This window comes from Bacteroides sp. QWL-09 (assembly GCF_058683585.1).
Genome location: NZ_CM178748.1, coordinates 2,259,025 through 2,285,012, shown reverse-complemented (window position 1 = coordinate 2,285,012; position 25,988 = coordinate 2,259,025). Strand labels below are relative to the sequence as shown.

General features: G+C 38.9%; 21 protein-coding genes, 1 tRNA gene, 1 pseudogene and 1 riboswitch. Of the genes and pseudogenes, 14 read left to right on the top strand and 9 right to left on the bottom strand.

Annotation, left to right across the window (positions count from 1 at the left end):
* Positions 1–12: 12 nt before the first annotated feature.
* Positions 13–2,283 carry a TonB-dependent receptor gene (locus AC4PG5_RS08975; protein WP_492028591.1) on the bottom strand — a complete coding sequence of 757 codons (2,271 nt, stop codon included), beginning with the start codon at positions 2,281–2,283 and terminating at the stop codon, positions 13–15.
* A riboswitch (TPP riboswitch) is annotated at positions 2,282–2,378 on the bottom strand. It overlaps the preceding gene by 2 nt.
* A gap of 133 nt (positions 2,379–2,511) precedes the next feature.
* Between AC4PG5_RS08975 and AC4PG5_RS08970 the strand changes: the two genes are divergently transcribed.
* Positions 2,512–3,432, top strand: coding sequence for a mechanosensitive ion channel family protein (locus tag AC4PG5_RS08970; RefSeq protein WP_492028590.1), 921 nt, complete (start codon positions 2,512–2,514; stop codon positions 3,430–3,432).
* Between the two features lie 110 nt (positions 3,433–3,542).
* Here the strand turns inward: AC4PG5_RS08970 and AC4PG5_RS08965 are convergent, their stop codons facing one another.
* Both AC4PG5_RS08965 and AC4PG5_RS08960 read right to left on the bottom strand, forming a co-directional pair.
* The gene (locus AC4PG5_RS08965) at positions 3,543–3,746 is read right to left on the bottom strand and encodes a hypothetical protein (protein ID WP_492028589.1); all 204 of its coding nucleotides are present in this window, start codon (positions 3,744–3,746) and stop codon (positions 3,543–3,545) included.
* A 1,228-nt stretch (positions 3,747–4,974) separates the two neighbouring features.
* Entirely contained in the window at positions 4,975–5,190 is a 216-nt protein-coding gene (locus AC4PG5_RS08960; RefSeq protein ID WP_492028588.1) for a hypothetical protein, read from the bottom strand.
* Between the two features lie 380 nt (positions 5,191–5,570).
* Here AC4PG5_RS08960 and AC4PG5_RS08955 point away from each other — a divergent pair, with 380 nt between their 5' ends.
* Positions 5,571–6,638 carry a hypothetical protein gene (locus AC4PG5_RS08955; protein WP_492028587.1) on the top strand — a complete coding sequence of 356 codons (1,068 nt, stop codon included), beginning with the start codon at positions 5,571–5,573 and terminating at the stop codon, positions 6,636–6,638.
* A gap of 218 nt (positions 6,639–6,856) precedes the next feature.
* Here AC4PG5_RS08955 and AC4PG5_RS08950 read toward each other — a convergent pair whose 3' ends face one another.
* The 3 genes and pseudogenes from AC4PG5_RS08950 to AC4PG5_RS08940 all read right to left on the bottom strand — a co-directional run bounded on the left by AC4PG5_RS08950 (position 6,857) and on the right by AC4PG5_RS08940 (position 8,612).
* On the bottom strand, positions 6,857–7,162 hold the full coding sequence (locus AC4PG5_RS08950) for a hypothetical protein (protein ID WP_492028586.1): 306 nt from the start codon (positions 7,160–7,162) through the stop codon (positions 6,857–6,859).
* A 34-nt stretch (positions 7,163–7,196) separates the two neighbouring features.
* Positions 7,197–7,871: pseudogene (locus AC4PG5_RS08945) on the bottom strand (KilA-N domain-containing protein); the annotation flags it as partial.
* A gap of 60 nt (positions 7,872–7,931) precedes the next feature.
* Positions 7,932–8,612 carry a hypothetical protein gene (locus AC4PG5_RS08940; protein ID WP_492028585.1) on the bottom strand — a complete coding sequence of 227 codons (681 nt, stop codon included), beginning with the start codon at positions 8,610–8,612 and terminating at the stop codon, positions 7,932–7,934.
* Between the two features lie 389 nt (positions 8,613–9,001).
* Here AC4PG5_RS08940 and AC4PG5_RS08935 point away from each other — a divergent pair, with 389 nt between their 5' ends.
* The 6 genes from AC4PG5_RS08935 to AC4PG5_RS08910 all read left to right on the top strand — a co-directional run bounded on the left by AC4PG5_RS08935 (position 9,002) and on the right by AC4PG5_RS08910 (position 16,546).
* On the top strand, positions 9,002–10,843 hold the full coding sequence (locus AC4PG5_RS08935; protein ID WP_492028584.1) for a DegV family protein: 1,842 nt from the start codon (positions 9,002–9,004) through the stop codon (positions 10,841–10,843).
* Between the two features lie 9 nt (positions 10,844–10,852).
* Complete coding sequence (locus AC4PG5_RS08930; RefSeq protein ID WP_492028583.1) at positions 10,853–11,629, top strand: DUF1295 domain-containing protein; 777 nt, start codon at positions 10,853–10,855, stop codon at positions 11,627–11,629.
* Positions 11,630–11,635: 6 nt separating this feature from the next.
* On the top strand, positions 11,636–12,385 hold the full coding sequence (locus tag AC4PG5_RS08925; RefSeq protein ID WP_492028582.1) for a peroxiredoxin: 750 nt from the start codon (positions 11,636–11,638) through the stop codon (positions 12,383–12,385).
* On the top strand, positions 12,382–13,041 hold the full coding sequence (gene plsY, locus AC4PG5_RS08920) for a glycerol-3-phosphate 1-O-acyltransferase PlsY (protein WP_492028581.1): 660 nt from the start codon (positions 12,382–12,384) through the stop codon (positions 13,039–13,041). The genes AC4PG5_RS08925 and plsY overlap by 4 nt, the downstream gene beginning before the upstream one ends.
* A gap of 933 nt (positions 13,042–13,974) precedes the next feature.
* Entirely contained in the window at positions 13,975–15,171 is a 1,197-nt protein-coding gene (locus AC4PG5_RS08915) for a DUF4934 domain-containing protein (RefSeq protein WP_492028580.1), read from the top strand.
* 220 nt (positions 15,172–15,391) lie between these two features.
* The gene (locus AC4PG5_RS08910; RefSeq protein WP_492028566.1) at positions 15,392–16,546 is read left to right on the top strand and encodes an IS256 family transposase; all 1,155 of its coding nucleotides are present in this window, start codon (positions 15,392–15,394) and stop codon (positions 16,544–16,546) included.
* 195 nt (positions 16,547–16,741) lie between these two features.
* Here AC4PG5_RS08910 and AC4PG5_RS08905 read toward each other — a convergent pair.
* From AC4PG5_RS08905 to AC4PG5_RS08895, 3 genes are all read right to left on the bottom strand, one after another.
* A tRNA-Lys gene (locus AC4PG5_RS08905) sits at positions 16,742–16,814 on the bottom strand.
* A 91-nt stretch (positions 16,815–16,905) separates the two neighbouring features.
* Positions 16,906–18,042, bottom strand: a complete 1,137-nt coding sequence (locus tag AC4PG5_RS08900; RefSeq protein WP_492028579.1) for an AI-2E family transporter — start codon at positions 18,040–18,042, stop codon at positions 16,906–16,908.
* An 8-nt stretch (positions 18,043–18,050) separates the two neighbouring features.
* A complete protein-coding gene (locus tag AC4PG5_RS08895; RefSeq protein WP_492028578.1) occupies positions 18,051–18,650 on the bottom strand; it encodes a thymidine kinase in 600 nt (199 codons plus the stop codon).
* 112 nt (positions 18,651–18,762) lie between these two features.
* Between AC4PG5_RS08895 and AC4PG5_RS08890 the strand changes: the two genes are divergently transcribed.
* The 6 genes from AC4PG5_RS08890 (at position 18,763) to AC4PG5_RS08865 (ending at position 25,976) form a co-directional block, all read left to right on the top strand.
* Entirely contained in the window at positions 18,763–19,380 is a 618-nt protein-coding gene (locus tag AC4PG5_RS08890; RefSeq protein WP_492028577.1) for a DUF8457 domain-containing protein, read from the top strand.
* A 23-nt stretch (positions 19,381–19,403) separates the two neighbouring features.
* Positions 19,404–20,078, top strand: a complete 675-nt coding sequence (gene rsmI, locus AC4PG5_RS08885) for a 16S rRNA (cytidine(1402)-2'-O)-methyltransferase (RefSeq protein WP_492028576.1) — start codon at positions 19,404–19,406, stop codon at positions 20,076–20,078.
* A gap of 28 nt (positions 20,079–20,106) precedes the next feature.
* A complete protein-coding gene (locus AC4PG5_RS08880) occupies positions 20,107–20,964 on the top strand; it encodes a Cbp1 family collagen-binding glycoprotein adhesin (RefSeq protein WP_492028575.1) in 858 nt (285 codons plus the stop codon).
* Between the two features lie 89 nt (positions 20,965–21,053).
* On the top strand, positions 21,054–21,752 hold the full coding sequence (locus AC4PG5_RS08875; RefSeq protein WP_492028574.1) for a YjjG family noncanonical pyrimidine nucleotidase: 699 nt from the start codon (positions 21,054–21,056) through the stop codon (positions 21,750–21,752).
* A 13-nt stretch (positions 21,753–21,765) separates the two neighbouring features.
* Positions 21,766–22,413 carry a MarC family protein gene (locus AC4PG5_RS08870; RefSeq protein WP_492030725.1) on the top strand — a complete coding sequence of 216 codons (648 nt, stop codon included), beginning with the start codon at positions 21,766–21,768 and terminating at the stop codon, positions 22,411–22,413.
* Between the two features lie 458 nt (positions 22,414–22,871).
* The gene (locus tag AC4PG5_RS08865) at positions 22,872–25,976 is read left to right on the top strand and encodes a SusC/RagA family TonB-linked outer membrane protein (RefSeq protein ID WP_492028573.1); all 3,105 of its coding nucleotides are present in this window, start codon (positions 22,872–22,874) and stop codon (positions 25,974–25,976) included.
* Positions 25,977–25,988 lie beyond the last annotated feature (12 nt).

Sequence of the window (25,988 nt, the reverse complement as noted above, 5' to 3'; positions counted from 1 at the left end):
CGAAGACTAAAGTTAGAAACGTACAGTGAGGTGAGCTAACACGTTCGTTCCCGCCATTGGGTAGAAACGAGGATCTTGTGCCAAGACCGGTTTATTGTTCTTGTCCCCGTTGGTATAAAGAGCCCCCGTCTGTGAGTATCCGTTGGTCTCGTATTTCTCGTTGAACAGATTGTAGATCGAGATTCCGGCAGTGATGCCCTTCGTGTAAGGCGCCTTAAACGTATAAGCGATATTCAGGTGATTCACAAAATAAGCATCAAGCGAGCTCTCCTTCATCTCAAAGTTGTCGAGATATTGGCGGCCGACATACTGCGATTGGAACGTTGCTTCCAATCCCCGATGTTTAAACGTCATGATGCTGTTTCCGGTGAACGACGGAGAGAACGCAATGGTTGTATTCCCCTTGTCGATTGCCGTCTGCGACCACAGTTCTGCATCTTCATCTTTGTTGGCATCATAATCATTTAGGTACCCCACATAATCTTTGATTCGGTTTTCGCTCCAAGTGGCATTCACGTCCCAACGTAACCAGTCCGTCAGCTGAACTCCCATCATCATCTCGATACCCTTGCGGTAGCTCTTCGCCACATTCTCGGCCATGGGTTCGCCGATATCGTTCAACTTTCCGTTAAGCACCAACTGATCTTTATAATTCATATAATAGACGTTCACGCCGGCAGTGAAACGCGAGCTGCGGAAGGTATAACCCAACTCATAGTCGTACAACTTCTCCGACTTCGGATATTTCGTAAAAAGTCCGTCGGTATAATTGTTGCGTGTCGGTTCCTTTTGTGCCACCGCAAACGAACCATAAACACTATGGTGCGGATCAATGGTCCAGAACAATCCTGCTTTAGGATTGAAGAAGTTGAATGTCTGGTGAATATCCAACTTTTGCATCTGTCCCGGTGTTGCCGTCCAGTCCCAATTATCATTTCGTCCGTCGATCGTATAATGAATGTGTCGGTATTGCAGATCGGCATACGCATTCAACCCCTTCGTCAACTCATAGTTTGCTTTAAGGTAAAGGTTACCATCGGTCTTTTCTCCCTCATTGCGGTAATACTCGTGCTTCGGATCTAACATCTCCGTATAGTTCTTCACCCAGATCACCCGACCATAATGATCGCTGGTATAACGGTTGAGGGCTCCTCCGAAAGCAGCATCCCAACGCTCGGTCTTATAATTCAACGCAAACACCCCACCATAGAAGTCGCTACCCACATTCTTGCGGCGTACCAAGTTCGTCTTTTCTTGCGGAGTGTCATTACCCGGCAAGTAGAACGGCTTTAAGCCATATTCCTTCAATGTCCGTTCGTTCTTATACTCCTCGTAGAATCCAAATCCATTCGTGTAGTGAATTCCCGCATTCATCGACCAAGCCTTCGAAAAGAGATAGTTGAAGAGTAACTGATAGTGCGTCTGACGGTAATTGTCGAGCTGATCATCGTAGAACCCAATCTTATTCTTACCCTCTTTGATCACCCCATTTGGGTTATAGGTTCGGTTCTCCTTCAGATCGGTCTTGCTGATCCCGTCCCAAGCGTGATAAGTCTTCTCCTTACCGCCAAAGGTGATCAACTTCACCGTTGCCTTCTCACCGAAGAAGCCACCCTGAACGAAGTACGACTTCAAGTCCGATGAGGCCCGGTCGCGGTAACCATCGCTCTCGATGTTCGACAAGCGCGCATCGAACGCCCAAAACTTATTGATCAATCCTGTGCCGACCTTCACAGTCTCCTTATGCGTGTTGAACGATCCGTACGATCCCGATACTTCCGAATATGCCCGTGCCGGAATGCCCTGCGTGCGCATATTGATACTTCCTCCGAAGGCACCCGAACCATTGGTCGATGTTCCCGCTCCCCGTTGGATCTGTAAATCCTCGAGCGACGAAGCAAAGTCGGGTGTGTTCACCCAATAGATGGCGTGACTCTCAGCGTCATTCATCGGAATGCCGTTGGTCGTCACATTGATGCGTGACGGATCAGTACCCCGCACGCGGATACTAGTATAACCGACTCCGGCTCCGGCATCAGATGTTGTGATCACCGAAGGAGTGAGCGACAGCAAGAACGGTAAGTCCTGTCCGAAATTCTGTTTGCCGATTTGTTCTTTTTTGACATTGGTAAAAGCCACCGGTGTCTTAGCCGTGGCACGAGTCGAGACCACCTCGACCTCTTGAAGATGAATCACTTTCAAACTGTCTGAGCTCACGTTTTGTGCACAGACAACCATGTTTGCTGTCAGCAGAGCTGCAACAAGAACTAAATTTTTTTTCATATGGCTTAATTTTAGTCTCTACGCCGGCATTACCCGGTTCAGATTTTAAGGGTATGTTCTCAGCCCGTCATGTTAAGGCACCCCATCAAATGATTTTCGTGGCAAATGTATGACATTCGCCGTGATTAAACAAAAAACTAATCACTTACTAAACAAAAAAGAACCTATTAATTGTTCTAACAGATTAGAACTTTTTATATTTGCTTATTCATTTAAACCGATTGAACTATGATTTTTTTAAATTTTGTCGAACTCTTATTTTCCGGCCAGGTGTTGGGTAAAACCGAAGCGATTGCCGATAAGTTATTAACAGGTAAGGTGGCCGCTCCCGATGCTATAGATAAGTTATCACAGTTGACCGATCAGTTTATCAACTGGGGTATTGCCGCCGGAGGACGGATCATTGCGGCCGCTCTGATCTTCATCGTAGGACGCTTTGCCGTATCGATGCTCAACCGGTTAGTTGGCCGTCTGCTCGATAAGCGGAATGTCGATGTCAGCATTAAAACCTTCGTCAGAAGTCTGGTCAACATCCTACTTACTGTCCTTCTGATTGTGGCGGTTGTCGGTCAGCTCGGTATCGATACCACCTCGTTTGCCGCTCTTTTAGCCTCTGCCGGTTTGGCTGTTGGTATGGCCTTGTCGGGCAACCTTCAGAACTTTGCCGGAGGATTGATCATCTTGTTGTTCAAACCGTTTAAGGTGGGCGACTGGGTTGAGAACCAAGGCGTATCGGGCACCGTAAAAGAAATTCAGATCTTTCATACCATTCTGACGACAGCCGATAACAAACTCATCTATATCCCTAATGGATCATTGAGTAGCAGCGTGATCACCAACTACAGTCACCAACAGAACAGACGCGTGGAATGGATCATCGGAGTCGATTACGGTGAAGACTATGAGAAAGTAGAGCGCGTGATTAAATCCATTCTCGATCAAGACAAGCGATTTTTGACCGATCCGGAACCTTTCATCGCCCTTCATGCCTTAGATGCCAGCAGTGTAAATGTGGTGGTTAGAGCTTGGGTGAAGACCGAAGACTATTGGGGTGTTTATTTTGAGATCAACAAACAGATCTATGAGACTTTCAATAAGCAAGGCATCAACTTCCCATTCCCGCAAATGACGATCCATAAAGGTAACTGATCGTTGCCTTCATACGGGTTACTAACGAAACGGATTTGTATAACATAAAAGCGTGAGGTTATTGTCTTGGAACAATAGTCTCACGCTTCTCCTGTTGAAAACCCACAATTTCAATCTTTAATTCTCAGCAATTCGTTTATCTCTTCCCGTTTCGATAAATCGGTGAAATAAGTTTCAACAACCCGGTAAATGTCAAAGTCTTCCGTCGATCCTGCTGCAAGACCAAGCGATTCAACTAATTGACCTACTGCTTGATGAATCTTTTTGCTGTTGATGAGATGCAGCTCGTTGCTGTGAATTAAATGCCTTTCCATAGTCGTATCGTTTTTAAATGTTACACTAATGTAACATCTGGTGCGATTATAAAGTTTATCCCTAAAGGGGGTTTTTACTATTTTTAATTTATCTACAGATTTTTAATTAGAACGTGTTCAAACTTTACGTTAGAGCTGTTTATAGACTCCCAATTGGACTGGCCGATAAACTTTTCATGGAGTGAATTATCGGTTCTTCATCGGAAGCGAACCGCGAGTTATTAACAGGGTTGTTTCTGTTGTTAACAAGTGTGTGTCTGTTATTGACAAGGTTGTTTCTATTATTAACAGATGGAATAGAGGTTATTAACCATAGATTCGAGTTATCGACAAAGTTATGAACAGGATAATTGTTTGTTTCCCAGTAGAATGATCTGTTTTTGTGATGGTTTATTAACTGACAGTCTCTCTTCTTGTCCGGTCTTTCTTGTAGAGTCCTTCTTTTATAGCTTTTTTTTTATAGTTTTTCTGATCTGATCTTTTTTATCTCCTCTCTTTTTTATCGCTTGACATTCTTCTTTTTCGTTGTTTGTCGCTTGTTGATTGTTGATTGTTGATTGTTGATTGTCGTGGTCTCATCATCTCAATTGCCTTTGAAATTATAAACTCCTTCTCCTAGAGTTATTTTTTGAATTTTATCTGCCATCTGTCACCAAATGGTTGTTAAATATCTGATTGATAGGTCGGAATGAGCGTTGCAGATGGAGTTGCAGATGGGTGGTAGATCAATGATCTGTCACCTAGCGAGAGGCGTTTGGTCTATCCTTGTAAGGGGGGACTTTACCTATTCAAGGATTCGTTTTTTATTCTTAAGGCCATGCTTTAAGTTTAAAAGGTCGCCATCCTAGTTCCAACGGTCGCCATTTTAGTTTCCTCCTTTGGAAATCTATTTTCATACGTTGAAACTTTTGTTTCGTTAGTATGAAACTCGGCGTTCCACCGTATGAAACTTTCTTGTTTACTGTATGAAACTCAGAATGCGACGTAAGACTGCGATTTATAGGCGCTTTGCGGACCTTTTTGATCGCTGTGGATTTACACTTAAATACTGAAAAAGTTGACTCTTCTTTTCCTTAACTCCTAAAATGGTAGACAACTTTAGAGGTTAAGCCTTAAAACAGTTGACTATTTACGTGCTCTTGATTGATAACTAAGGCTAATTTTTGATGCAATTAAAACAGTGTAATGGCTTATCGTGATGAGGCTGGTCTCTGATGAAATCGATCGACTACCGTTTCTTCTTATTGTTGTCTTTTTTATTCTTCCAATCTCCGATAAGTCCTAAGAATAATGCAAAAGGTATGCCTTGAAACGTGTAAATCTCGCATAACGAGTGGGTGCTCCCAAAGGGAAGGTAGTAGGTTGAGAGGGTGTATATCCAGCTTGCGATTAAGATGAACAATACTTCTTGTATGCCGATGTGGAGTTCTTTTTTCTGACGCATGGTGTGTGTTTATTATTATTTTTTTATGGATTGAATGATTATTTTTTCTGTACTAGTTTTTAAATATAGTTGAATTCAAGCGAATAATGCAAATCGTGTTTGCTCCTAAAGACAATCCAGTGATAAAACAGGACGTTTTTATATATCCTCGCCCAAAACTGCCGATTTAACATTTCCGATTTTAGACGATTCAAAGTTACTTATTACAATTGTAAATAATATTTTTTTTGAAATAAATAAAATATTATTTACATAAACTTTGTTTTTAAAATTAAGATGTATATAGGCTATTATTTTTTTATTATTTGTAATCTGATTTTTTATGATAAAACTTCAGAGTGTAAGTTCTTTTTGTAAATTTGCTAAAAAGAATAAACTATATGGATAAGTTAAAGAAAATATTAAAATCGAATAGAACAACATACATTTTATTAATTATAATAGTGTTTCTTTTGTGTATATTGATGTACCTAAATTTTAATGATTTGGCAATTAATCTATATGGTAAAAATAATGCTAAAGCAAAAGGGGAATTATTAACTACTTTACTGAGCTTTTTGGGCGGTCTAGCTGTACTATACGGCTTACATCTCAATAATAAACGTATAAAAGAACAAACTAAACAGAATAATATTGCTATAAGTACTAGTAACGATAAAAGGTTTGGGGATGCTATAGGTTATCTTGGCAGTGAAAATACGAGTATTGTATTGGGTGGTATTTATACCCTATTTCAGTTGGCAAAAGAAGATAGTAAATATATACCATTAGTTAATAATTTGTATTCGGGTTATTTGAAAGATAACTCTAGAAAATTATGTGATATTGAAGAACAAAGAGATATTAATAAGCAAAAACCACCAGTAATAATACAGGCTATTATTGATATTTACTTTAATGATAATTCTATTTTTAAAGATGAACAGGTCGATTTATCCGATACTACTCTAATAGAAGTATATTTTAAAAATGTAAATCATTGTATATTTACCAATTCTGTTCTAAAGAATTGTACCTTCACTTCAAAAGTCGAGAACAGTGATTTCTCACGTGTGAAAATGGTTGGATGTATATTTGAAAGGGGATTATTTAATGTACACATTTATTTTTCTAATTTGGACAATTGTAGAATAGAAAATATTAATAAGAATGATTTGGTTATACAAAAATGTCGTATTAATATTTCTACTGCTAAAAATATTGAGTTTGTCGGGAATAGTATTGCTGAATTAAATATATATAATTCTCATTTTGTACAATGTAAATTTAATGTTAGACATATAGATAGCTCACAAATATGCTTTTCTAGTCCAGTGTTAGTAGAGTTTTTGGAAGTTACATTTTGGGACACTAAAATGAGGCATCCCAATATTCATAATTCTGCTGATGCTGAAAATATTATATTTGATCATAATTGTAAAAACATACCTTCTTTGTCTATTGAGTAAAATTGTTTTTTATTTAAGAATGTAATTTAGCGTGACATTCCTTACATATCGACATTAGATTATTAAAATCATAGGCTTTACTAAGCCTATGAGTACCTGTATAATTCATAAAACTATCTAATGTAATCGGTAACTTTGAATCGTCTAAAATCGGAAAAGTAAAATTGGCATGATTAGAAAAAAATATTATTGTCCGTTCTCGAGGTTAGATTTGTTTTTTACATAATTCCTACATATCCTAAAAATCCTCCGTTTCCGAATGTTCTAGTTGCATTTTTAAAATCTTTTTCTGCAATTGGCTTAATACTTCTTATGTCTGTTATCCTTATTGATCCTAATATCTGTTTTATGACTACTGTACCTTTTTTAATATAAGTGCAATATGGCATTTTTAATGCAAAGAAAATGCAAAGTCCTATAACTAGCATTGTAGGAATAGCAGAATAGTATTTGTGATCACTAATAGCACTAATAACATAAGTGATCATAAAATAGAGGCCAATGAGGCATAATGCTGATGTCACTATTATCGCTTTATCTGGAGTAAAAAAGTATTCTTTGGTCGATAAACACTGCATTCAGGCTTTCCATATTGGATAAACAAATAAGTTTATTAATGGATGCATAATCACGTATGTTGCCTTTCAGATCGGGATTATGCTCACGCCACATCTTGGCTGTCATTCCAAACATAGCCACATTCAGTACATCAGCTTCATCTGCATAGATGATACTTGACTGTTTGGGCGTAACTTCTGTAGGTATCAAATTGTTCTTGATAGCATCTGTGTGAATGCGGTAATTGATTTTGGACAATTCACGTTTGGCAGTCCAACCTAATTTGGCTTGTTCTTGTTCTTTCAAACGTTGAAATTCCTTGACTATATATAATTCAAATTCTACAGATATCCAACTTGCAAATTTAAAGGCTATATCTTTATGCGTATATGTGCCCCCATGTTTGCCGGATTTTGAAATGATACCGATGGCGCCTGTTGAATTTATCCACTTTTTGGGAGAGAGTGTGAATGTATTGAGGCCAGCCTCTTTCCTAAACCCCTCGAATTCGAGGGGTTTAAAATTAAGATTATACAAACTTCCCCAAACGCCTAGATACTCAATTGTATTTCGATTTCTCATCCAATTACCTATAACTAGGGTTGGGTCATCACTTTTATATTTAGCAATATCTGTTAATGATAGATAGTCGGCATCAAAACTCTTATAATTCATCAATTTGCGTTGTCTGCGTCTAATGATCACCTCTCTATAATCTCGCTTCGCTTACCTCGTTTAAGAATTAATTGTAATGGTCTGCTGACAGTACACTGGGCCTCTTCGGATAGATGGCTGAAAAAATCGGGTTCTCTTTACTCTTTTAAATATATTCTTGATCGTCTCTGCTGATAGCTGATTAGTGACGGACTGTTTCATCGAGATATACGAATAAATCATCCGACCTTTTATGTCAACAAAAAAAGTAAAGTTTAGCAGGTTACCTTTTACTAATACGCTTTTTCTCTCCTTTTCTGTTAATGAATTGATAATTGTGTTTCTGAGGGAGGGCGCTATTCTTATAAATTTGGGATAGTCTTTTTTATACATTCTTTTTGCATGTACCGGTTGCCTTTTGGAGTGTGATTTGTCGAGATTGTCCTTTTCTGCCGACAGATAACATTTGTAAAAAGATCCTTGCTCGTCCTTGTAAAGCTCTTGTTTTATACCATCTTTTGTAGCGACTTTTGGGACTGAGGTTTTAGTCTCTTTCTTTATAACTTTTTTCTTTACGACCTCTTGCTTTGCCTTTGCTTTCTGGATGGTGTCTTTTTTTACACTTTCTGCAAATGCATCGGTTAAGAAAAGGCAGGCTATGGCCATCATTAATACTCTTAGAGGCTGACAGTGGTCTTGTTGTCTTTCATTGATAATTCCGGTAAATCGGAACGTTCTGTTTTTAAGTGCTTGAATACTCATACTTCTGTGTTTTTTTGTTCGTATTTATAGGTTCTTATAATGTAAATATCCTTTCTGCGATGAAGAGTGCCGGGATCGGTCGTTATCTTTATGATATTCAGATTGTTCTAGCGAGTGCAAATATAAATAATTAATCAAGATCTTCTCCTTTTTTGTTTTTATTTTTGATAGTTAGAACGAAAAGTTATATGGTTTCACTTAGAGCTGTGCGATGTCTATTTATATTAACTCCTTGCGGCAGGGGTAAATAGGGTGTGACCAGAGCATAAGATGCTAAAGTTCAAATTGAAATGATTGAAATGAATGGGATGATTTAGATGTATTCGGTGAACTCTAGCTCGGCTTGATTTGTTTGTTAATAATTAGGATATCTTTCAAACGATTAGAATATGGCTGAGTACGCAGAACGGACAGATCATCATAACACGATTGTTGACGGCAAAATTCTTTACTATTCATTTCTTGCCGGGGCAAATCAGTTACTTCAACATCAAGTGGAAATCAATAGGATCAATGTTTTTCCGGTCAATGATAAGGATACGGGGACCAATTTGGCAGCTACTGTTCGATCGGTATTAGATCGTATCAAACCGCATAGGTCGTATAAAACGACGGTCAATAATATTGCGGAAGCCGCATTGATCGGGGCTAGGGGGAATTCGGGTGTTATTTTCGCTCAGTTTTTATATGGGCTGAGTTGTGAAACGAAGAACAAGGTCGGAATAAATATCACTGATTTTGCAGAAAGCGTTTGTCGCTCCATTCCTTATGTTTATGGGGCGATCTCAAACCCTGTGGAGGGGACGATGCTGACGGTGATCAAGGATTGGGCGGACTTTTTGAATTCTAAGAAGGAGAATATTTATGAGTTTAAAAAGGTGATGATCGACTCTTTTGGTGTGTTGGAAAAGTCCTTATCTGAAACGACATCCAAACTTAAGGTGTTAAATAAATCGGGTTTTGTTGATGCGGGGGCAAAGGGCTTTGTCTTGTTTATGAAGGGGATCATTGATTTTATTCGACTGGGAGGTGTCCCACAGTTAAGGGCCGGTGTTCAAGAGGATTTTGCGTTGATTCATCCGGAGCATGTTGTCGATCAGGAGATCACTTATCGTTATTGCACGGAGGCTATGATTAAAAATTTGGGGGTTAGCCGTGCTGAGATCCAAAGGGTGCTGAGCCGGAATGGCGATTCCGTAGTGGTGGCGGGGTCTGAAAAGACTTGTCGGATTCATGTGCATACGAATCGACCTGCAGAATTGTTTCAGGAACTGAAGGGGTGTGGAACGATTACGTTTCAAAAAGTCGATGATATGGTGCGGCAACAAGAAATGGTTACTAAGCGTAAATGGAATATTGCATTGGTGACGGATTCTTCTTGTGACTTGTCGCAGGAATGGTTGGACGATTATCAGATCAATGTGGTTCCGCTCAATTTGAATTTCGGTGAGAATCATTTTCTGGATAAGGTGACGATTCAACCGGATCAGTTTTATGATAGGCTTGAATCGGAGGGGGAGTTCCCTAAGACGTCTCAAGTCAACGAACAGGCTTTTACTCATCTTTACTCTCGTCTGGCTTCGTTTTATGATGCGATTATTTCCATACATCTCACGAGTGAGTTTAGCGGAACTTTTGGCAATAGTGTAAAAGCGGGAAGGCGCATCTCGAAGGAGTTTAATAAGCCGATTTATGTGATTGATTCTAAGAATCTATCGGGAGGATTGGGTTTGCTTGTGCTGAAAGCGGCAAAAGGTATTGAGGCGGGCAGAACGGCTGATTCGGTGGTGGAGATGATTATGGAGGATATTTCGCGAACGAAGATTTTTGTGAGTGTGCGCGACTTGAAATTTATGATTAGAGGGGGACGGGTGTCGAAGCCTAAGGGATTTATTGCGGAGCTGTTGGGGTATAACCCGGTTGTCTCCATGGATGAACAGGGTAAATCGATGTTGTTCGGGAATACTTTTAGTCAGCATTCGAGTTTGAGGAAGATTATGAGGCATATCGAAAAGATGGGGCGGGAGAGAAGGGTGTGGAACTATATGGTGTTGCACGCTCATCATCGTGAAGGGGCTGAAGAGGTTGCGGAGAAGATGGTGCGGCTGACCGGTAAGAAAGCGGTCTCGATAGTCGATATTTCGCCTGTCATTGGGATGCATGCGGGCAATGGGGCTATAGCGGTTTCTTTGTTGTGGGAGAATGAAATGAAGGGATTAACGACTAAATAGATGGATCGGATGGGAACACTGTTTTTACAAGCATCGCTTATGGTTCTGATGTTCTTTACGCTGCTATGGCTAGTGAGTATTAAGCTCAAGAATGTCAGTATTGTGGATCTTTTTTGGGGAGTCGCCTTTGTGGGGGTAAACACGTTTTATGTTTGGATGTCGGGCGAACTGATCCTTCGAAAGTTGATCTTATTGGTTTTGGTTGGTGTGTGGGGAATGCGGTTGTCTATCTATCTGGCTCTGAGGAATGTCGGAAAAGGGGAGGACTTTCGGTATCAGAACTTTAGAAAGGAATATGGGCCTGAACGTTATTGGTGGATTAGTTTCTTCCAGACTTTCTTATTGCAAGGGGGATTGGTTATGATCATTTCTCTGCCTTTGTTGGGAGCGAGTATGGGGCATCAGGGGGATGTGCTTAATGGGTTCGACTACGCGGGCATTCTGATTTGGTTGGTGGGGTTTGCTTTTGAAGCGGGAGGCGATTATCAATTGTCGCGTTTTAAAAGTCATCCTGAAAATAAGGGAAAGGTCTTGGCTTCGGGGTTCTGGAGATATACGCGGCATCCGAATTATTTTGGTGACGCGGCGGTGTGGTGGGCTTATGCTTTGTTTAGCTTGGCTGCGGGAAGTTATTGGCAGGTGATAGGGTCTGTGATTATGACGTTGCTGATTATCAAGGTGTCGGGGGTGGCTTTGCTCGAAAAAATGTTGAAGGGTTCTAAGCCGGAGTATAAGGATTATGTGAGGAGGACGAGTGCTTTTCTCCCTTGGTTTCCTAAAAAATAAAGATTTATGGAGGGGTATAAGAGTCTTTGGCTCATTCTTTTTGTGGCTTGGGGATTGCCGTTGGGGTATTACAGAAGTCGCTTCCGTAAAATGGTCTATCAAACCGATCGTTGGACGATTAATCTCAAACCGGTGTTCTGGCGCGAGATCAAGGGGTTGTTTGGAAATCTTTATCCGGAGAATAAGAAGTATATTAAGTTTCGAAACTTTTATCTGTTTTATCTTATGATGTATATTGCTCTTTTTGTGATTTATTTTAATCTGAATTCTAATGTGAATATTAATGTGAATGCCATGGAAAAGGTTGTTGTAGGAAGTAAGGTGCCATCATTTGAGTTGAAGAATCAATATGGCGAGTCGTTTTCATTGGATTCTGTGATCGGGAAGAAGAATGTCGTGCTCTTTTTTTATCCGAAGGATGATAGTCCGGGGTGTACAAAGGAGGCTTGCTCCTTTCGCGATCAGTTTGCTGTGTTTGCCGATGCCGATGCGATGATTATTGGCATCAGTGCTCAATCTGTGGAAAGTCATTTGGCTTTCGCTGAGAAGCATCGGCTGAATTATCTTTTGCTGAGTGATACGGGCAACAAGGTACGGAAGCTCTTCGGGGTGCCAACGAATTTGTTGGGGCTGATTCCGGGACGGGTGACTTACATTATAAACAAGAAGGGTGAGGTGGTGTATATCTTTAACTCGCAAATGAAGGCTGAGAAGCATGTCGATGAGGCTTTGCGTATTTTGAAGGAGATGAAATGAGTTTATGGATTGAAGTTAGCATTGTTTTGGCCGCTTATTTGATCGGCTCAATTCCTGTGGGATATCTTCTGGTACGGCACTTTACGGGACAAAACATTCTGGAGATGGGGAGTGGGAATATGGGGTCGACCAATGTGAGGAGAGTGGCGAGCCGAAAGATTGCTGTTCTGACTCAGTTATTGGATATGGCGAAGGGGCTCTTACCGGTGGGGGTGTATCTCTGTTTAAGGTCTAATGTCTTGGGGACTGCTGATGTATTCGGAGGTGATCGTCTCTTTGGAACTGCTGATGGGAATATGGCGTCCGATTGGCTGGTCTATGGGGTTGCGCTGGCTTCTATTTTGGGGCATGACTTTAGCCTCTTTCTGAAGTTTAAGGGCGGAAAAGGGGTGAATACCACATTGGGGGCTTCGGTTTTATTGGCTCCTCTTCCGGTTTTTATCTCGGTGGCGGTTTATTTTATCGTAAAATGGTGTTTTAAATATGTGTCGTTGGGCTCTATCGCTTTGGCCATTGTGATAGTGATAAGCGAGTTTCTTCTTCATGGAGTAAACGGCACTTTTCATTATTTGTTGGTTTGTATGGTGCTTATTCTTGTTTTGCACTATAAGAATATCGGGCGTTTATTGCGTCATCAGGAGCTTCTGCCTCGATAGATGGTTGCATCTCTCTATCTTCAGCTTTCCATACCGAAATCTGTATCGGCAAAAGTGCATACTTCTTAGCTAAACGCTCTAATATTACGCGTCCCTTTGAAGATTTTAAAACGACTTCCGCTTTGGATTCTTTACTGAATTCTCTTCTTGTTGTGGATATCTGCTTTTTTGTTAAATATAATATTCTTTTCTTTCATTGTATATCTTAACTTATTGTCCATTTTTGGTGGAATATTATCATAAGGCGGAACACCCGGAGTGGCTTAATAAAACTATTACTGTATATTGCAATGCGGAATATTATTCACTTAAGTTATGGATGCGTAAATAGTTTATAATTGTTTTGTTTGGCATTTTTATTACCTGTAATAAGGTGATATTATTGTCTGAGTCACGGGATATACTTTTTTAAAAACGATTTGTGTACATAGTGTAAACAATAATGGCATATGTCATTAAGGTTTTTTCTTTACTTTTGTAAAGTACTAATTAAGAAAGATGAATTAGAATATATATCACTTTCTAAAAATGATATTATGATAGAACACTCTATATCTATTCTCTTTATTTTTATTTCTGTCTGACTGGCCTTACTAATACTCGGTAGTGAAATTTTAAGGCAGATGCTCTATTTTCTGTAGAAGTTGCTTTGAGCTTAGCTGGTGGAAATAGAAAAGAATTAGAAAACGTATTATTCCAGTATAAAGAGAATCTCATCACAATACTAGATTGTGTTCTTTATCTTGAAAGGGCGGGATGTTGTCTGACTTGCATCGATGAGGTTGAGCTTTTCGGAACTTAGAGTAAGAGTAATTGTATATATACTGGGAATATGAATCAGGCTTGTGAATGCTATTGCGGCGCGAAAAATTAATTAACATTTGGAGCTAGTGGAAGTTATGCTTTGTCAGCTCCTTCAAACACATAGAATATATGAAACACACGAAAGGAATAGGATGGTTTTTGGTACTTCTTTTATCATTTATGGTCTCTTGTAAGAAAAGTGGCACATTGCATAACGTTGTTTTAAATGACTCTTTATTTCAATTAATAACAGTGGACCCTGATGATATCGATCAAGAGAAAAGAAGCTGTATCTCAGAAATATCGGATGAAGTGAAATATATTCCCTTGCAGTCAGGAGATAGCATTTTAATCGGAGAAATAAAAAAAATAATAGTTAGAGACGGCGTATATTATATTTGGGATAATCTATCAGAAACCATTTTCTGTTTTAATTCGGAAGGTAAGTTTATTTCCAAAATAGGTAAGCAGGGGGAAGCACCAGATGAATATCCCCGTATTTCTCATTTTACAATAAATATGGAAAATGGAAATATAATTATTTACTCGGATATGAGCCGATGTTTATATGAATACACAAAAAGTGGTAAACTTGTGAAACAGGAGATAGTGCCATTTATTTTATCGTCTTTGGCCGTCAGGGGAGATCAAACCTATTGTTATTTAGGAAAACTACCCAATGTCGATTTCTTTAAAGAAACTTTTCCTAAATCTTATAGGTTTTTAATGTTGAAAGATGGAAATCCTTCGTGCCAGCAATTACCATATGAGTTTAATGAATGCTTTTTTAAAATCCCGCTTTCTGTGAACAATTTTTCTTTTTATAATGATACTTTGCTTTTGACCGAATATTTAAATCCGGAAATTTATTCTATTGATTTTGCCGGAACTTTAAAACTTCGTTATCGTATCAAGTTTTTAACAAATAGGTATACTCCTACTTTTAGTGAGAATGTTGACTTGGAAAGAATGACAAGAGAAACGAAACAAGGAAACTTAACGATGTTATTTGATGGCTTTTATGAAACAAGTAAATATCTATTCTTTAACTATTCTAGAGGGTTAGTAGGAATGGCATATGTCGATAAAAGAAAATCTACTATTCATAATATGGGGTATTTTCTTTTGGATGATTTTAATCAGAATACTCTACCGGCGAGTATGAATTTTGTTGATGATAAGTATATGTATAAAATAGTTGATGCTGGTCAATTGTTGATGAAAAAAGAAAAAGGAAAAGTGGAATTTTCATCATATCTGAATAGTATTTGCAATGGTATCGAGGAATTCGATAATCCGGTGATTATAAGAATTAAATTAAAATGAAAGAGGCTATTATAGAATTTGTTAGCATTATGATTTATTGCTGTTATAACAGGCTGCTTCGGTAAGAGAGAAGAAACTTTTGCGATTTTTACACCGTTTTTAGAGTTAAAGAACGGTGTATCCTCTTTCAAAGCAGTGTTATATAAGACGATAGCGTTTTAAAAAGTGTGTAAATCCCAATATTTCTTAGATTTGTATTGTAACCTAAAATGAAAGAGAAATGGAATTTACACAAGAACAAATGTCTGAAATTATTTCTTCACTTACAAATGGTAAAGAAGGATTTCAGGAATTAATCCGTTTAGGGATGGAATCATTAATGAAATCAGAGCGTAAGATTTATAATTCTCAGACTGATGATGTGAGTAATGGCTATCGTGATCGTCGAGTATGTCATGGCGGTCAAATGTTTGAGATTCGCGTTCCTCGGAGTCGTGAGAGCAACTTTTATCCTGTTTTATTAGGGGTACTTAAAGATCAAGAAGCTGAAGTTCAGCGCTTAATTTGTAGTTTATACGCTCAAGGCTTGACCACCAAGCAAGTTGGTGATATCTCTGAGGAATTTTACGGTAAGCATTATAGTAAGAGTCAAGTAAGCCGGCTCCTTGATACGGCACGTGGAGATGTTTCTGCGTGGCTGAACCGTAGATTAGATGCACGTTATCCAATCGTTTATATTGATGCTACGTATGTTGCCACCAGGCGCAATGACTCGGTTTCAAATGAAGCATACTACGTAATATTAGGAGTAAAAGAAGATAGAACTCGTGAGGTCTTATCAATTGTGAATTTCCCAACCGAAAGTGCTTCCAACTGGCTTGATATATTCGATGATATAAAAGAAAGAGGAGTTAGTGAGATTAATTTATTTGTATGCGATGGCTTATCTAGTATTGAAAATTCTATCGCACATGCATTTCCTGGTGCAGATATCCAATTGTGCACGGTGCATTTAAAGAGGAATATATTGGGGAAAATTAAACCTCGAGATAAAAAAATAATTGCGGCTGAAATGCAGATAGTATTTAGGCCGGATCAAGATTTGGCCACCCCTGAAAGCTCACATAAACAATTTCTAGATTTTATAGATAAATGGGTGAAGAGTTACCCCATGCTTAAAAGGTATAAACATGAAAGGTACAAATTCTATTTCACTTATTTCAAATATGAGAGAGAAATAAGAGGTATGATATATACAACCAATTGGATTGAACGACTCAATAAGGATTTTAAAAGAGTGCTGAAAATGCGTGGTGCGATGCCAAACTATGATTCTGTGATATTATTGCTTGGCAATGTGGCTATGAATAAAGATGTATTTAAATATCCAATTTACAACTTTCTTGAATCAAAGCTTTTTATCAAAACAGAATAATTATATTTTTGAGAAATATTTATGCCTAAGAAATAAAACATACACACTTTTCTGAACATTACCTATAAGACTCGATGAATTGGTGGTAAAGATGTAAACTCGTGGGGCAATTCGTTTTTAGTCCTATGATTTATCTGCCAGAAAAAAGAAATCCCTGATAATATTTTATTATCAGGGATTTTCTTTTGTTTTAAGTGATCCGCCTGGGGCTCGAACCCAGGACCCCAACATTAAAAGTGTTGTGCTCTACCTGCTGAGCTAGCGAATCGGTCCTTATTTGCTGATCAGTTATTTCCTGATTGCGGGTGCAAAGGTAGCTACTTTTATTTAATATGCAAGTGTTTTGGGTAAAAAAGTTCCTACTTTTTTTTCGTCAAACCCGCTTCTCGTTGATTATCAGAGGTTTCTTCTGTGTCATATTTTATCCGTTCTTTATTAATAATGAAACGTTGGTAATAGGACAGCATTAATGTGGTTAAAGGTAGAGCAATGATCATACCAATCATTCCCATGAGTGATCCCCAAATAGAGAGGGATAGGAGGATAATGGCGGGATTTAAGCCGGTTATCCGTCCCATGATTTTTGGAACGAGTATAGTGTCTTGTATGATTTGCGCAATGGCAAAGACGGCTAATGCTCCGGCGATGATGACCCAGAAGCTTTCGCCGGTGTTGGCGGCTTTTAGGATGGCAAGCATCAGTGTGGGGAGGAATCCGATGATTTGCAGGTAGGGCACCATGTTGAGTGCTCCTATGAATAAGCCTAAGCCAATGGCCATTGGGAAATCGATAATCAGAAATCCAATGCTAAATAGGATGCCGACGCAGAATGCGACTAGCGCTTGACCACGGAAGTATTTATTCATGGCAATCTGAATGTCCTCTACAAGATTCGACGCAAAAGATCGATATTTGTTGGGGAGTAAATGAAGCCACCCTCCGGAGATCGATTCGTAGTCCATTAATATAAAGATGACATAAAGGAGGATGACAAAGAAGGTGAAGACGCTAAATAAAAGGTTGATCGACTCGGAGATGAGGTTCCAAGCTTGTGGTATGGTGCCTTGGATAGCTTTTAGCAGACTTTCTTCTTTTAATAGGTTGTTTAACGCTGAGAGGTCGATATTCTTACGAATAAAATCGGAAAGGATCTGAGGGATGTTGTTACCGGGGTTGCTGTTGAGGTAGTTGATGACAAGGTCGTTCATCCGGCTGACTTCTGCTATAATCGGTGGAATTAATAGGTAGAACACGCCTACTCCGATGATGGTAAGGGTCAGTAAGGCGCAGAAGATGGAAAGGATTCTACTTTTTAGGCGTAGTCGGTATTGGAAGAGCTTGACAAGCGGATAAATCATATAAGCCGCCAGCCAAGCGATGAAGAAGGGTAATAACACTCCACTTAATCTGTTGATGAGCATGAGTATGCCGGCAATAATTAAACAGCTTATGATTCCTCGAATAAAGCTGTCAAAGGTTATCTTCTTCTTTTCCATGGTGAGTATTATTCTTTGGGTTTATCGTTTTCTATGGCTTCTTGATAACAAGTTCGGCATAGGGGTTCGTATTCGCTGGTTTCGCCTAGCATGACTTGTTTGTCGTTTTTCACCTTTCGGTGTGAGAAAGCGGCGAGTTGTCCGCATTTGACGCAGATGGCGTGTACTTTGGTTACTTCATCGGCAATCGCGCATAACTGAGGCATGGGGCCAAAGGGGTTTCCTCTAAAGTCCATGTCGAGTCCGGCAATGATAACTCTGACGCCGTTGTTGGCGAGTTCGTTGCAGATGTCGATCAATCCGTTATCGAAGAACTGGGCTTCGTCTATTCCGACGACGTCGATTTCGGACGTGAATAGCAGGATGCTGCCTGAGGAATCGACGGGGGTGGAAGAGATGGAGTTACTGTCGTGCGAGACGACGTCGCCTTCGGAATAACGGACATCAATGGCTGGTTTGAAAATTTCTACACGTTGACGGGCGATCTTCGCGCGTTTGAGGCGTCGGATTAATTCTTCGGTTTTTCCTGAAAACATTGAACCGCAAATGACTTCTATTCTTCCTCTTCTGCGGGTCTCAAGATTATGATCTTCTGAAAATAATATCATGTTTTTTTATGTTATATTTAGTTGCAAAAATAACACTTTTGTTGGCTTTTGGAAGGTTTTTAATTATTTATTTCTACATTTGCGATATTGTTTGGAAAAGAGAATGAGGGTAATGAATAGATTGCTGACTGACATTGAATTGGATATTCAAGAACTGAAATGTGTGTTGAATGCCATGGCACAAGATGCTAATCCTGTTTTGCGGAATGTGGCTAAAAGAAATGTCTTTCAAATGCGTGATCATTTGGATGAGTTATTGTCCGAACTTGATCGGTCGTCTGTTCGACCGTTGGCTCAAGAAGTGGTGGCTCCTGCTCCTAAGCAAGAGGTTGAGAAGGAACCGGTTATTAAGGGGAATGATGAACCGTTGAAACTACTGGTTGAGGAACAAACGGCTGAACCTTTGCTTGATCATCAGGTGGCGTTTGAACCCGTGAAAGAGGATTGCCCAACGAAAGAGGGAGTCGCTCCACTACCCGGAAAGATAGTCTTGGGAGATAAAATTAAGACAGGGGCCGACTTGAAAGGGGCATTGAGTTTGAACGACTCGTTTCGATTTTCGCGTGAGTTGTTTGATCATGATAACTCGCGTATGAACAGGGTCTTGCAACAAACGGGTGAGATGAGTTCTTTTGATGCAGCGATGGCCTTTTTGGATGAAGAGTTAAAAGTGGCGGATGATAATTCTGCTTTCTTGGATTTGAAAGAGTATGTCCGTAAATTCTTTTAGCATATAATAAGGTATAGAGAAATATGGGAAAACTATATGTAGTGCCTACGCCGGTTGGAAATTTAGAGGATATGACCTTTCGGGCGATTAAGGTTCTGAAAGAGGCTGATTTAATATTGGCAGAGGATACACGTACTTCCGGTATTCTGTTGAAGCATTTTGAAATTAAAAATGCAATGCAGTCGCACCATAAGTTTAACGAACACAAAAGTGTGGAAAGTGTGGTCAACCGATTGTTGGGAGGGGAAACGGTAGCTCTGATTTCGGATGCCGGTACCCCTGGGATCTCTGATCCGGGATTTTTGGTCGTTCGTGAGTGTGTGCGGAATGGTATTGAGGTGCAGTGTTTGCCTGGAGCAACGGCTTTTGTTCCTGCTTTGGTGGCTTCGGGATTGCCAAACGATCGTTTTTGCTTCGAGGGTTTTCTGCCTCAGAAGAAAGGACGAATGACGCGGTTGAAGGCTTTGGCTGAGGAGTCCCGCACCATCGTGTTTTATGAGTCTCCGCATCGTTTAGTGAAATGCTTGACTCAGTTTGTGGAGCATTTTGGGGGTGATCGGCAAGCGTCGGTTTCTCGTGAGATCTCGAAGTTGCATGAGGAAACGGTTCGTGGAACATTGAATGAATTGATTGCTCATTTTACGGCAACACCTCCCCGTGGGGAAATTGTGATTGTGGTTGCTGGAAGTGAGGATTAAAATAACTTTAGTTTTAAAACGTAAGCGTATGAAAAAGTTAGCTATTTTATTAGTGTGCGGAGCTATTTTTGCTTCGTGTGATGGTTTTAAGAGCGGTAATAAAGATCTTAAAGCAGAAAATGATTCGTTGTTGATGGAGTTGGCGCAGCGTAATGCTGAATTGGACGATATGATGGGAACTTTTAATGAAGTACAGGATGGGTTCCGTAAGATTAATGCTGCTGAGAGTCGTGTGGACTTGCAACGGGGCACGATCACTGAAAATGCGGCAAGCGCTAAACAACAAATTGCTTCTGACATCGAGTTTATTACTAAACAAATGGAAGAGAATAGAGCTCAGATCGCTAAATTGCAATCTCAGTTGAAGAGTAGCAAATATAACTCTTCTCAATTGAAGAAGGCGGTTGAGGCTTTGACAGCTGAATTGAACTCTAAGCAACAACGTATTGAGGAACTTCAAGCTGAGTTGGCTTCGAAGAATATCCGTATTCAGGAGTTGGATGCTGCTGTTAGTGATTTGACGGCAGATAAGGAGTCGTTGACTGCAGAAAATGAAGCTAAGGCTAAAACGGTTGCTGAACAAGACAAGAATTTGAATTCGGCTTGGTTTGTGTTTGGTACTAAGTCTGAGTTGAAATCTCAAAAGATTCTTAAGAGTGGAGATGTCCTTAAAGGTAGTGATTTTAATAAGGATTACTTTACTCAGATCGATATTCGTACAACTAAGGAGATCAGATTGTATTCTAAACGTGCGGAACTCCTAACCTCTCATCCTGCTAGTTCGTACGAGTTGGCGAAGGATGACAAAGGACAGCTGACGTTGAAGATCAATAGTCCGAAAGAATTCTGGAGTGTTTCTAAATATTTGGTTATTCAGGTCAAGTAATAGACGCTTTGAAATGAATTTGCCAATGTACTAATTTGTAGGAAACTCCTCTTTAGTACATTGGCTTTTTTGTAAATTAAATAAATGGGATGAAGTATAAAAACCTTTTTTTTGATTTAGATGATACGATTTGGGCCTTTTCTGCCAATGCGCGTGATACGTTTGAGGAGGTTTACGATAAGTATGCATTCTTTCGTTATTTTGAATCGTTCGATCATTATTATACGCTTTATCAAGAAAAGAATACGCAGTTGTGGGTGGAGTATGGTGATGGTAAAATTTCTAAGGAGGAGTTGAACCGTCTGCGCTTTGCTTATCCGTTGAGGTCGGTTGGTGTTCATGATGATGATCTGGCAGTAAGGTACGCTGATGATTTCTTTCGGATTATTCCGACTAAACAGCAATTGATGCCGCATGCTAAGGAAGTCCTGGAATATCTTGTCCCTAAATATAATTTATATATTTTGTCTAATGGCTTTAGAGAACTGCAATCTCTGAAGATGTGCTCTTCCGGGGTGGATTCGTTCTTTAGAAAGGTGATCTTGTCGGAGGATATTGGTGTGATGAAGCCTTGGCCTCAGATTTTCCATTTTGCGTTGTCTGCTACCCAGTCTGAACTGAAAGATTCATTGATGATAGGGGATAGCTGGGAAGCTGATATTACCGGTGCTAAAGGAGTTGGTATGCACCAAGTCTTTTATAACGTAAATAACCGTACGGAATTTCCTTTTACTCCGACTTATAGTATTAATGATTTGCAACAACTAATTTCAATATTACATCTTTAATTATTGACGGATGATGAATACGACTTTATTTTCTTTTGCTTTACTGTGTTTTACCTCGTTCTTTACGTTGACTAACCCTTTGGGAACGATGCCTGTCTTTCTGACCATGACCCAAGGAATGAGTGATAAGGAGAGAAAAGCTATTGTAAGGCGTGCTACCATTGTTTCTTTTTTAACTTTGATGGTTTTTGTTTTTGCTGGTCAGTTCCTCTTTAAATTCTTTGGTATCTCTACTAACGGCTTTCGTATTGCCGGTGGAGTGATTATTTTTAAAATCGGATTCGATATGCTTCAAGCACGTTATACGCCCATGAAGTTGAATAATGAGGAAATTAAAACGTATGCGGATGATATCTCTATTACCCCGTTGGGTATTCCGATGTTGTGTGGCCCCGGAGCAATAGCAAATGCGATTGTTTTAATGCAGGATGCCTATACGATTGAACTTAAAGGGGTGCTCATCGGAGTGATTGCGCTCATCTACTTGATCACCTTTTTTATATTGAGAGCTTCTACTCGTTTGGTTAAACTGTTGGGAGAAACCGGGAATAATGTGATGATGCGTCTTATGGGGCTTATCTTGATGGTTATTGCCGTTGAATGTTTTGTTAGCGGACTGAAACCGATTATGATTGATGTTATAAAACAAGGGATATTGTAAGTATAATACTCCTTTTTCTGACTGTAATGGTTATAATAGAGAATTGTCTTTATTATAACCATTCTTGTTTTTGTACTATTCAAAGTTGTTGATCTTTAGATGATTGTTGTACAGATTGTCTGTTTTTTGTTTTTTATTCTTGTCTTTATGTTTTTTTTTATAAAAAAGATTGTGAAATAAATATGTTTATAATTTGTTTGTTTTTGTATCACAATTTCTGATTGTTGTTGTTGCGTGTGTGATTATGATTTGTATCTTTATACTTTTTTGTTTGTTTTTGTTCAACTATAAACCTCTTTTTTATTGTGTTTTATAACATAAAAGTGTGTTATATTTAACATATTGTTGTTTTTTATCTGCTTTTTTATAAAAAAAATTGGTTGTTTTATATTTATTAATATATTTGCAATCTGTTAGAGAAAATAAATAATGTTAAGTTAAACTTTAAGAGAGAATTTATGAAAAGAAAATTGATGCTTTTATTAGCATGCCTTTTTGTAGGTATTGGCTTAGCTACTGCTCAAGTTCAGAAAGTGTCCGGTTTGGTAATTTCTGAAGAAGACGGTCAGCCAGTGGTCGGGGCTTCTGTATTAGTAAAAGGTACGAGCCTAGGTACAATTACTGATTTGAATGGTGGTTTCACGCTACCAAGTGTTCCTGTTGGTTCTAAGTTTCTACAAGTTTCATACATTGGAATGAAAACGCAGGATGTTGCTATTAAATCTTATGTGAAGATTGTACTGAAATCAGATGCTGCGGAATTAGATGAGGTCGTTGTTACTGCTTATGGTGGGTCAATGAAAAAATCATCACTATCAGGTTCAAGTGCACAATTGAAAGGGGACAAAATTAGTAATCTTCCAGTACAGAGTTTTGATCAAGCAATGTCTGGAAAAATGGCTGGTGTGCAAATTACACAGTCTTCTGGATTGTTAGCTGACGGGGTTAGCATTCGTGTACGTGGTACTAATTCAATCTCTCTATCATCTCAGCCACTTGTGGTAATTGATGGGGTACCTGTTTCTGAAAAATCAAACGTTAACGTTTTTAATGGAGGTAATGGAACTCGATTTAATCCAATGGCTTCTATTAATCCTAACGATATTGAAAGTATGGAGGTTTTAAAAGATGCAGCAGCAGCGGCTTTATTTGGTTCTAGAGCAGCAAATGGTGTTTTGATGATAACAACCAAAAGAGGTAAAGAAGGTAAAGCCAATGTTTCATATAATGGATATGTTGGAGTATCTACAGCTGCTAATTTGCCGGACTTATTAAATGGGCAAGAGTTCATTGATATAACAAATGAAAAAGCTGCTAATAGATGGGGAGCTGGAACTACAATTGCTGCTTGGGATAGTAATAAGAGTGAAACAGATTGGCTTGATGAATGTTTTAGAACAGGATTTACACAAAATCATTCACTCTCTGTTTCTGGAGGAACTGGCAAAATGAGCCTATATGGATCTGCTGATTGGACGCAACAAGATGGTATTGCCATTGGTAACTCTCTTGAAAGATATTCTATACGTTTAAATAGTGATGTTCAAGCAAATAAATGGTTGAAAGTTGGACTCTCTGCCAATTATTCTAAGACAGAAAATAATGGTGTTTTATCTGATGGATATTTAGCTGGTGTAACTGTCGCAGCATATAATGCAATGCCTAATGTACCTTCTATGCTAAATGGGGATTATAGTTTAGATGGTAACGGATTATTAGGGCGTGGAGCTAATCTTTACTCTTATAATGGAGTTAAAACTTATTTGAATTCTTTTAATCATCCTGTGGCAACTTTGGATTTGCAACGCAATGCAAATACCGTTGAACGACTTTTAGGTAATATCTATATTGAATTGACACCTATTAAGAATTTGAAAATTACAACGAAATATAGCATTGATAACTTAACTAACTTTGAAGATCAATATAGTAGTCCAAGGGTTGCTGGTCTAGGTAAAGCTTATAATGGTTTGGTTCAAGACAATACAGCTTGGTTAAGACAATGGAACTGGCAAAACTTTGCGAATTACAGTTTTAACATAAAAGAGCATTCGGTTGGTGTTATGGCAGGGTTGGAATATGAAAAACGTACATATAAGGATATTTATTCAGGTGCAGGTAACTTTGTTTTTGATACCTACCAAAATATCCTAGATGGATTGTATGTTGATAATTATTCTGGTGGAACGATGAACTCTAGGGGTTTGAGTAGTTATTTTGCTCGCGTTACATATAATTGGAATAACCGTTATTTCTTTGAAGGATCTTTCCGTACAGATGCTTATTCCGGATTCTATAGAGATTCTCGTTGGGGGTATTTCCCTGGAGCTTCTGCAGCTTGGAGAATGAAAGAAGAAAGCTTCTTGAAAGATGTTGATTTCTTAACAGACCTTAAGGTTAGAGCTAGCTGGGGATTGGTCGGAAATAGCAATGTAGATCCATATGCATATAGAACTCTCTTTGCAGGTGGCCAATATGCAGATATTAATGGTGTGTCAATGAGCCAAGTAGGAAATACTGGATTGCAATGGGAGAAAGTTGAAAAAATAGACTTTGGTGCAGATGCCTCTTTCTTTGATGGTCGTATTAATGTTGTTTTTGACTATTGGAGAACAAATGTACGTGATATGATTTTGGATGCCCCGGTAATTCATATCGCAGGACTACCTGATTCTAAAATAACGACAAATATCGGTAGTATGTACAACGAGGGTATTGAACTCCAGTTGAATACAACTAATATTAATACTGATGATTGGAAGTGGAACTCTTCTTTGAACTTTACTACAGTAAAGAACAAAGTAACAAAGTTAGCTGGAGATGATATTCTTGCAACTGCTTGTGCTAAAGTTGGAGAACCTTTAGGTGTTTGGCGTTTATATCGCTATGCTGGCGTTGATTCAGAAACAGGACGTGCTGGCTATTATGATGCAACCAATAAGGTTAAATATTACAATGCTGATTACTCTATTGCTGAGGCAGATAGATGGACTTATGCTGATGGTACTAAAGCAACTCCTCTTGGTACTGACGATCTAGAAATTCAACATGGTAAGACTGGAACACCAAAATGGTATGGTAACTTAGATAATACTGTTCGTTATAAAGATTTTGATTTAACAGTGGGCTTGCAGTTTGCTGGTGGTAACTATTTGATGAATTATACAAGATCAGGACTTTTGACGACTCTTATGAATAATAACATCACTGAAATACTAGATCGTTGGACTGCTCCAGGACAAAAAACTAATATTCCTAAGTTATATCATGGGGATCGTACTTCTTTGCAGGCAAATTCTACATTGTTTATGGAGAAAGCGGATTTCCTTCGTTTAAGAGATATTACCCTCGGCTATAATGTCCCAACTAGATGGACATCAAAAATCGGAATATCTATGATCCGTTTTTATTTACGTGGTTCTAACTTGGCTGTTTTGACTGGTTACTCTGGAACTGACCCTGAAATTAGCACTAACAGAAATTCCAATATTTCTGTCGGTTTTGATAATCGTTCTGTTCCTTATCCAAGATCATTTACCTTTGGTTTAAATATTAATTTCTAAATTCTTAGTTAT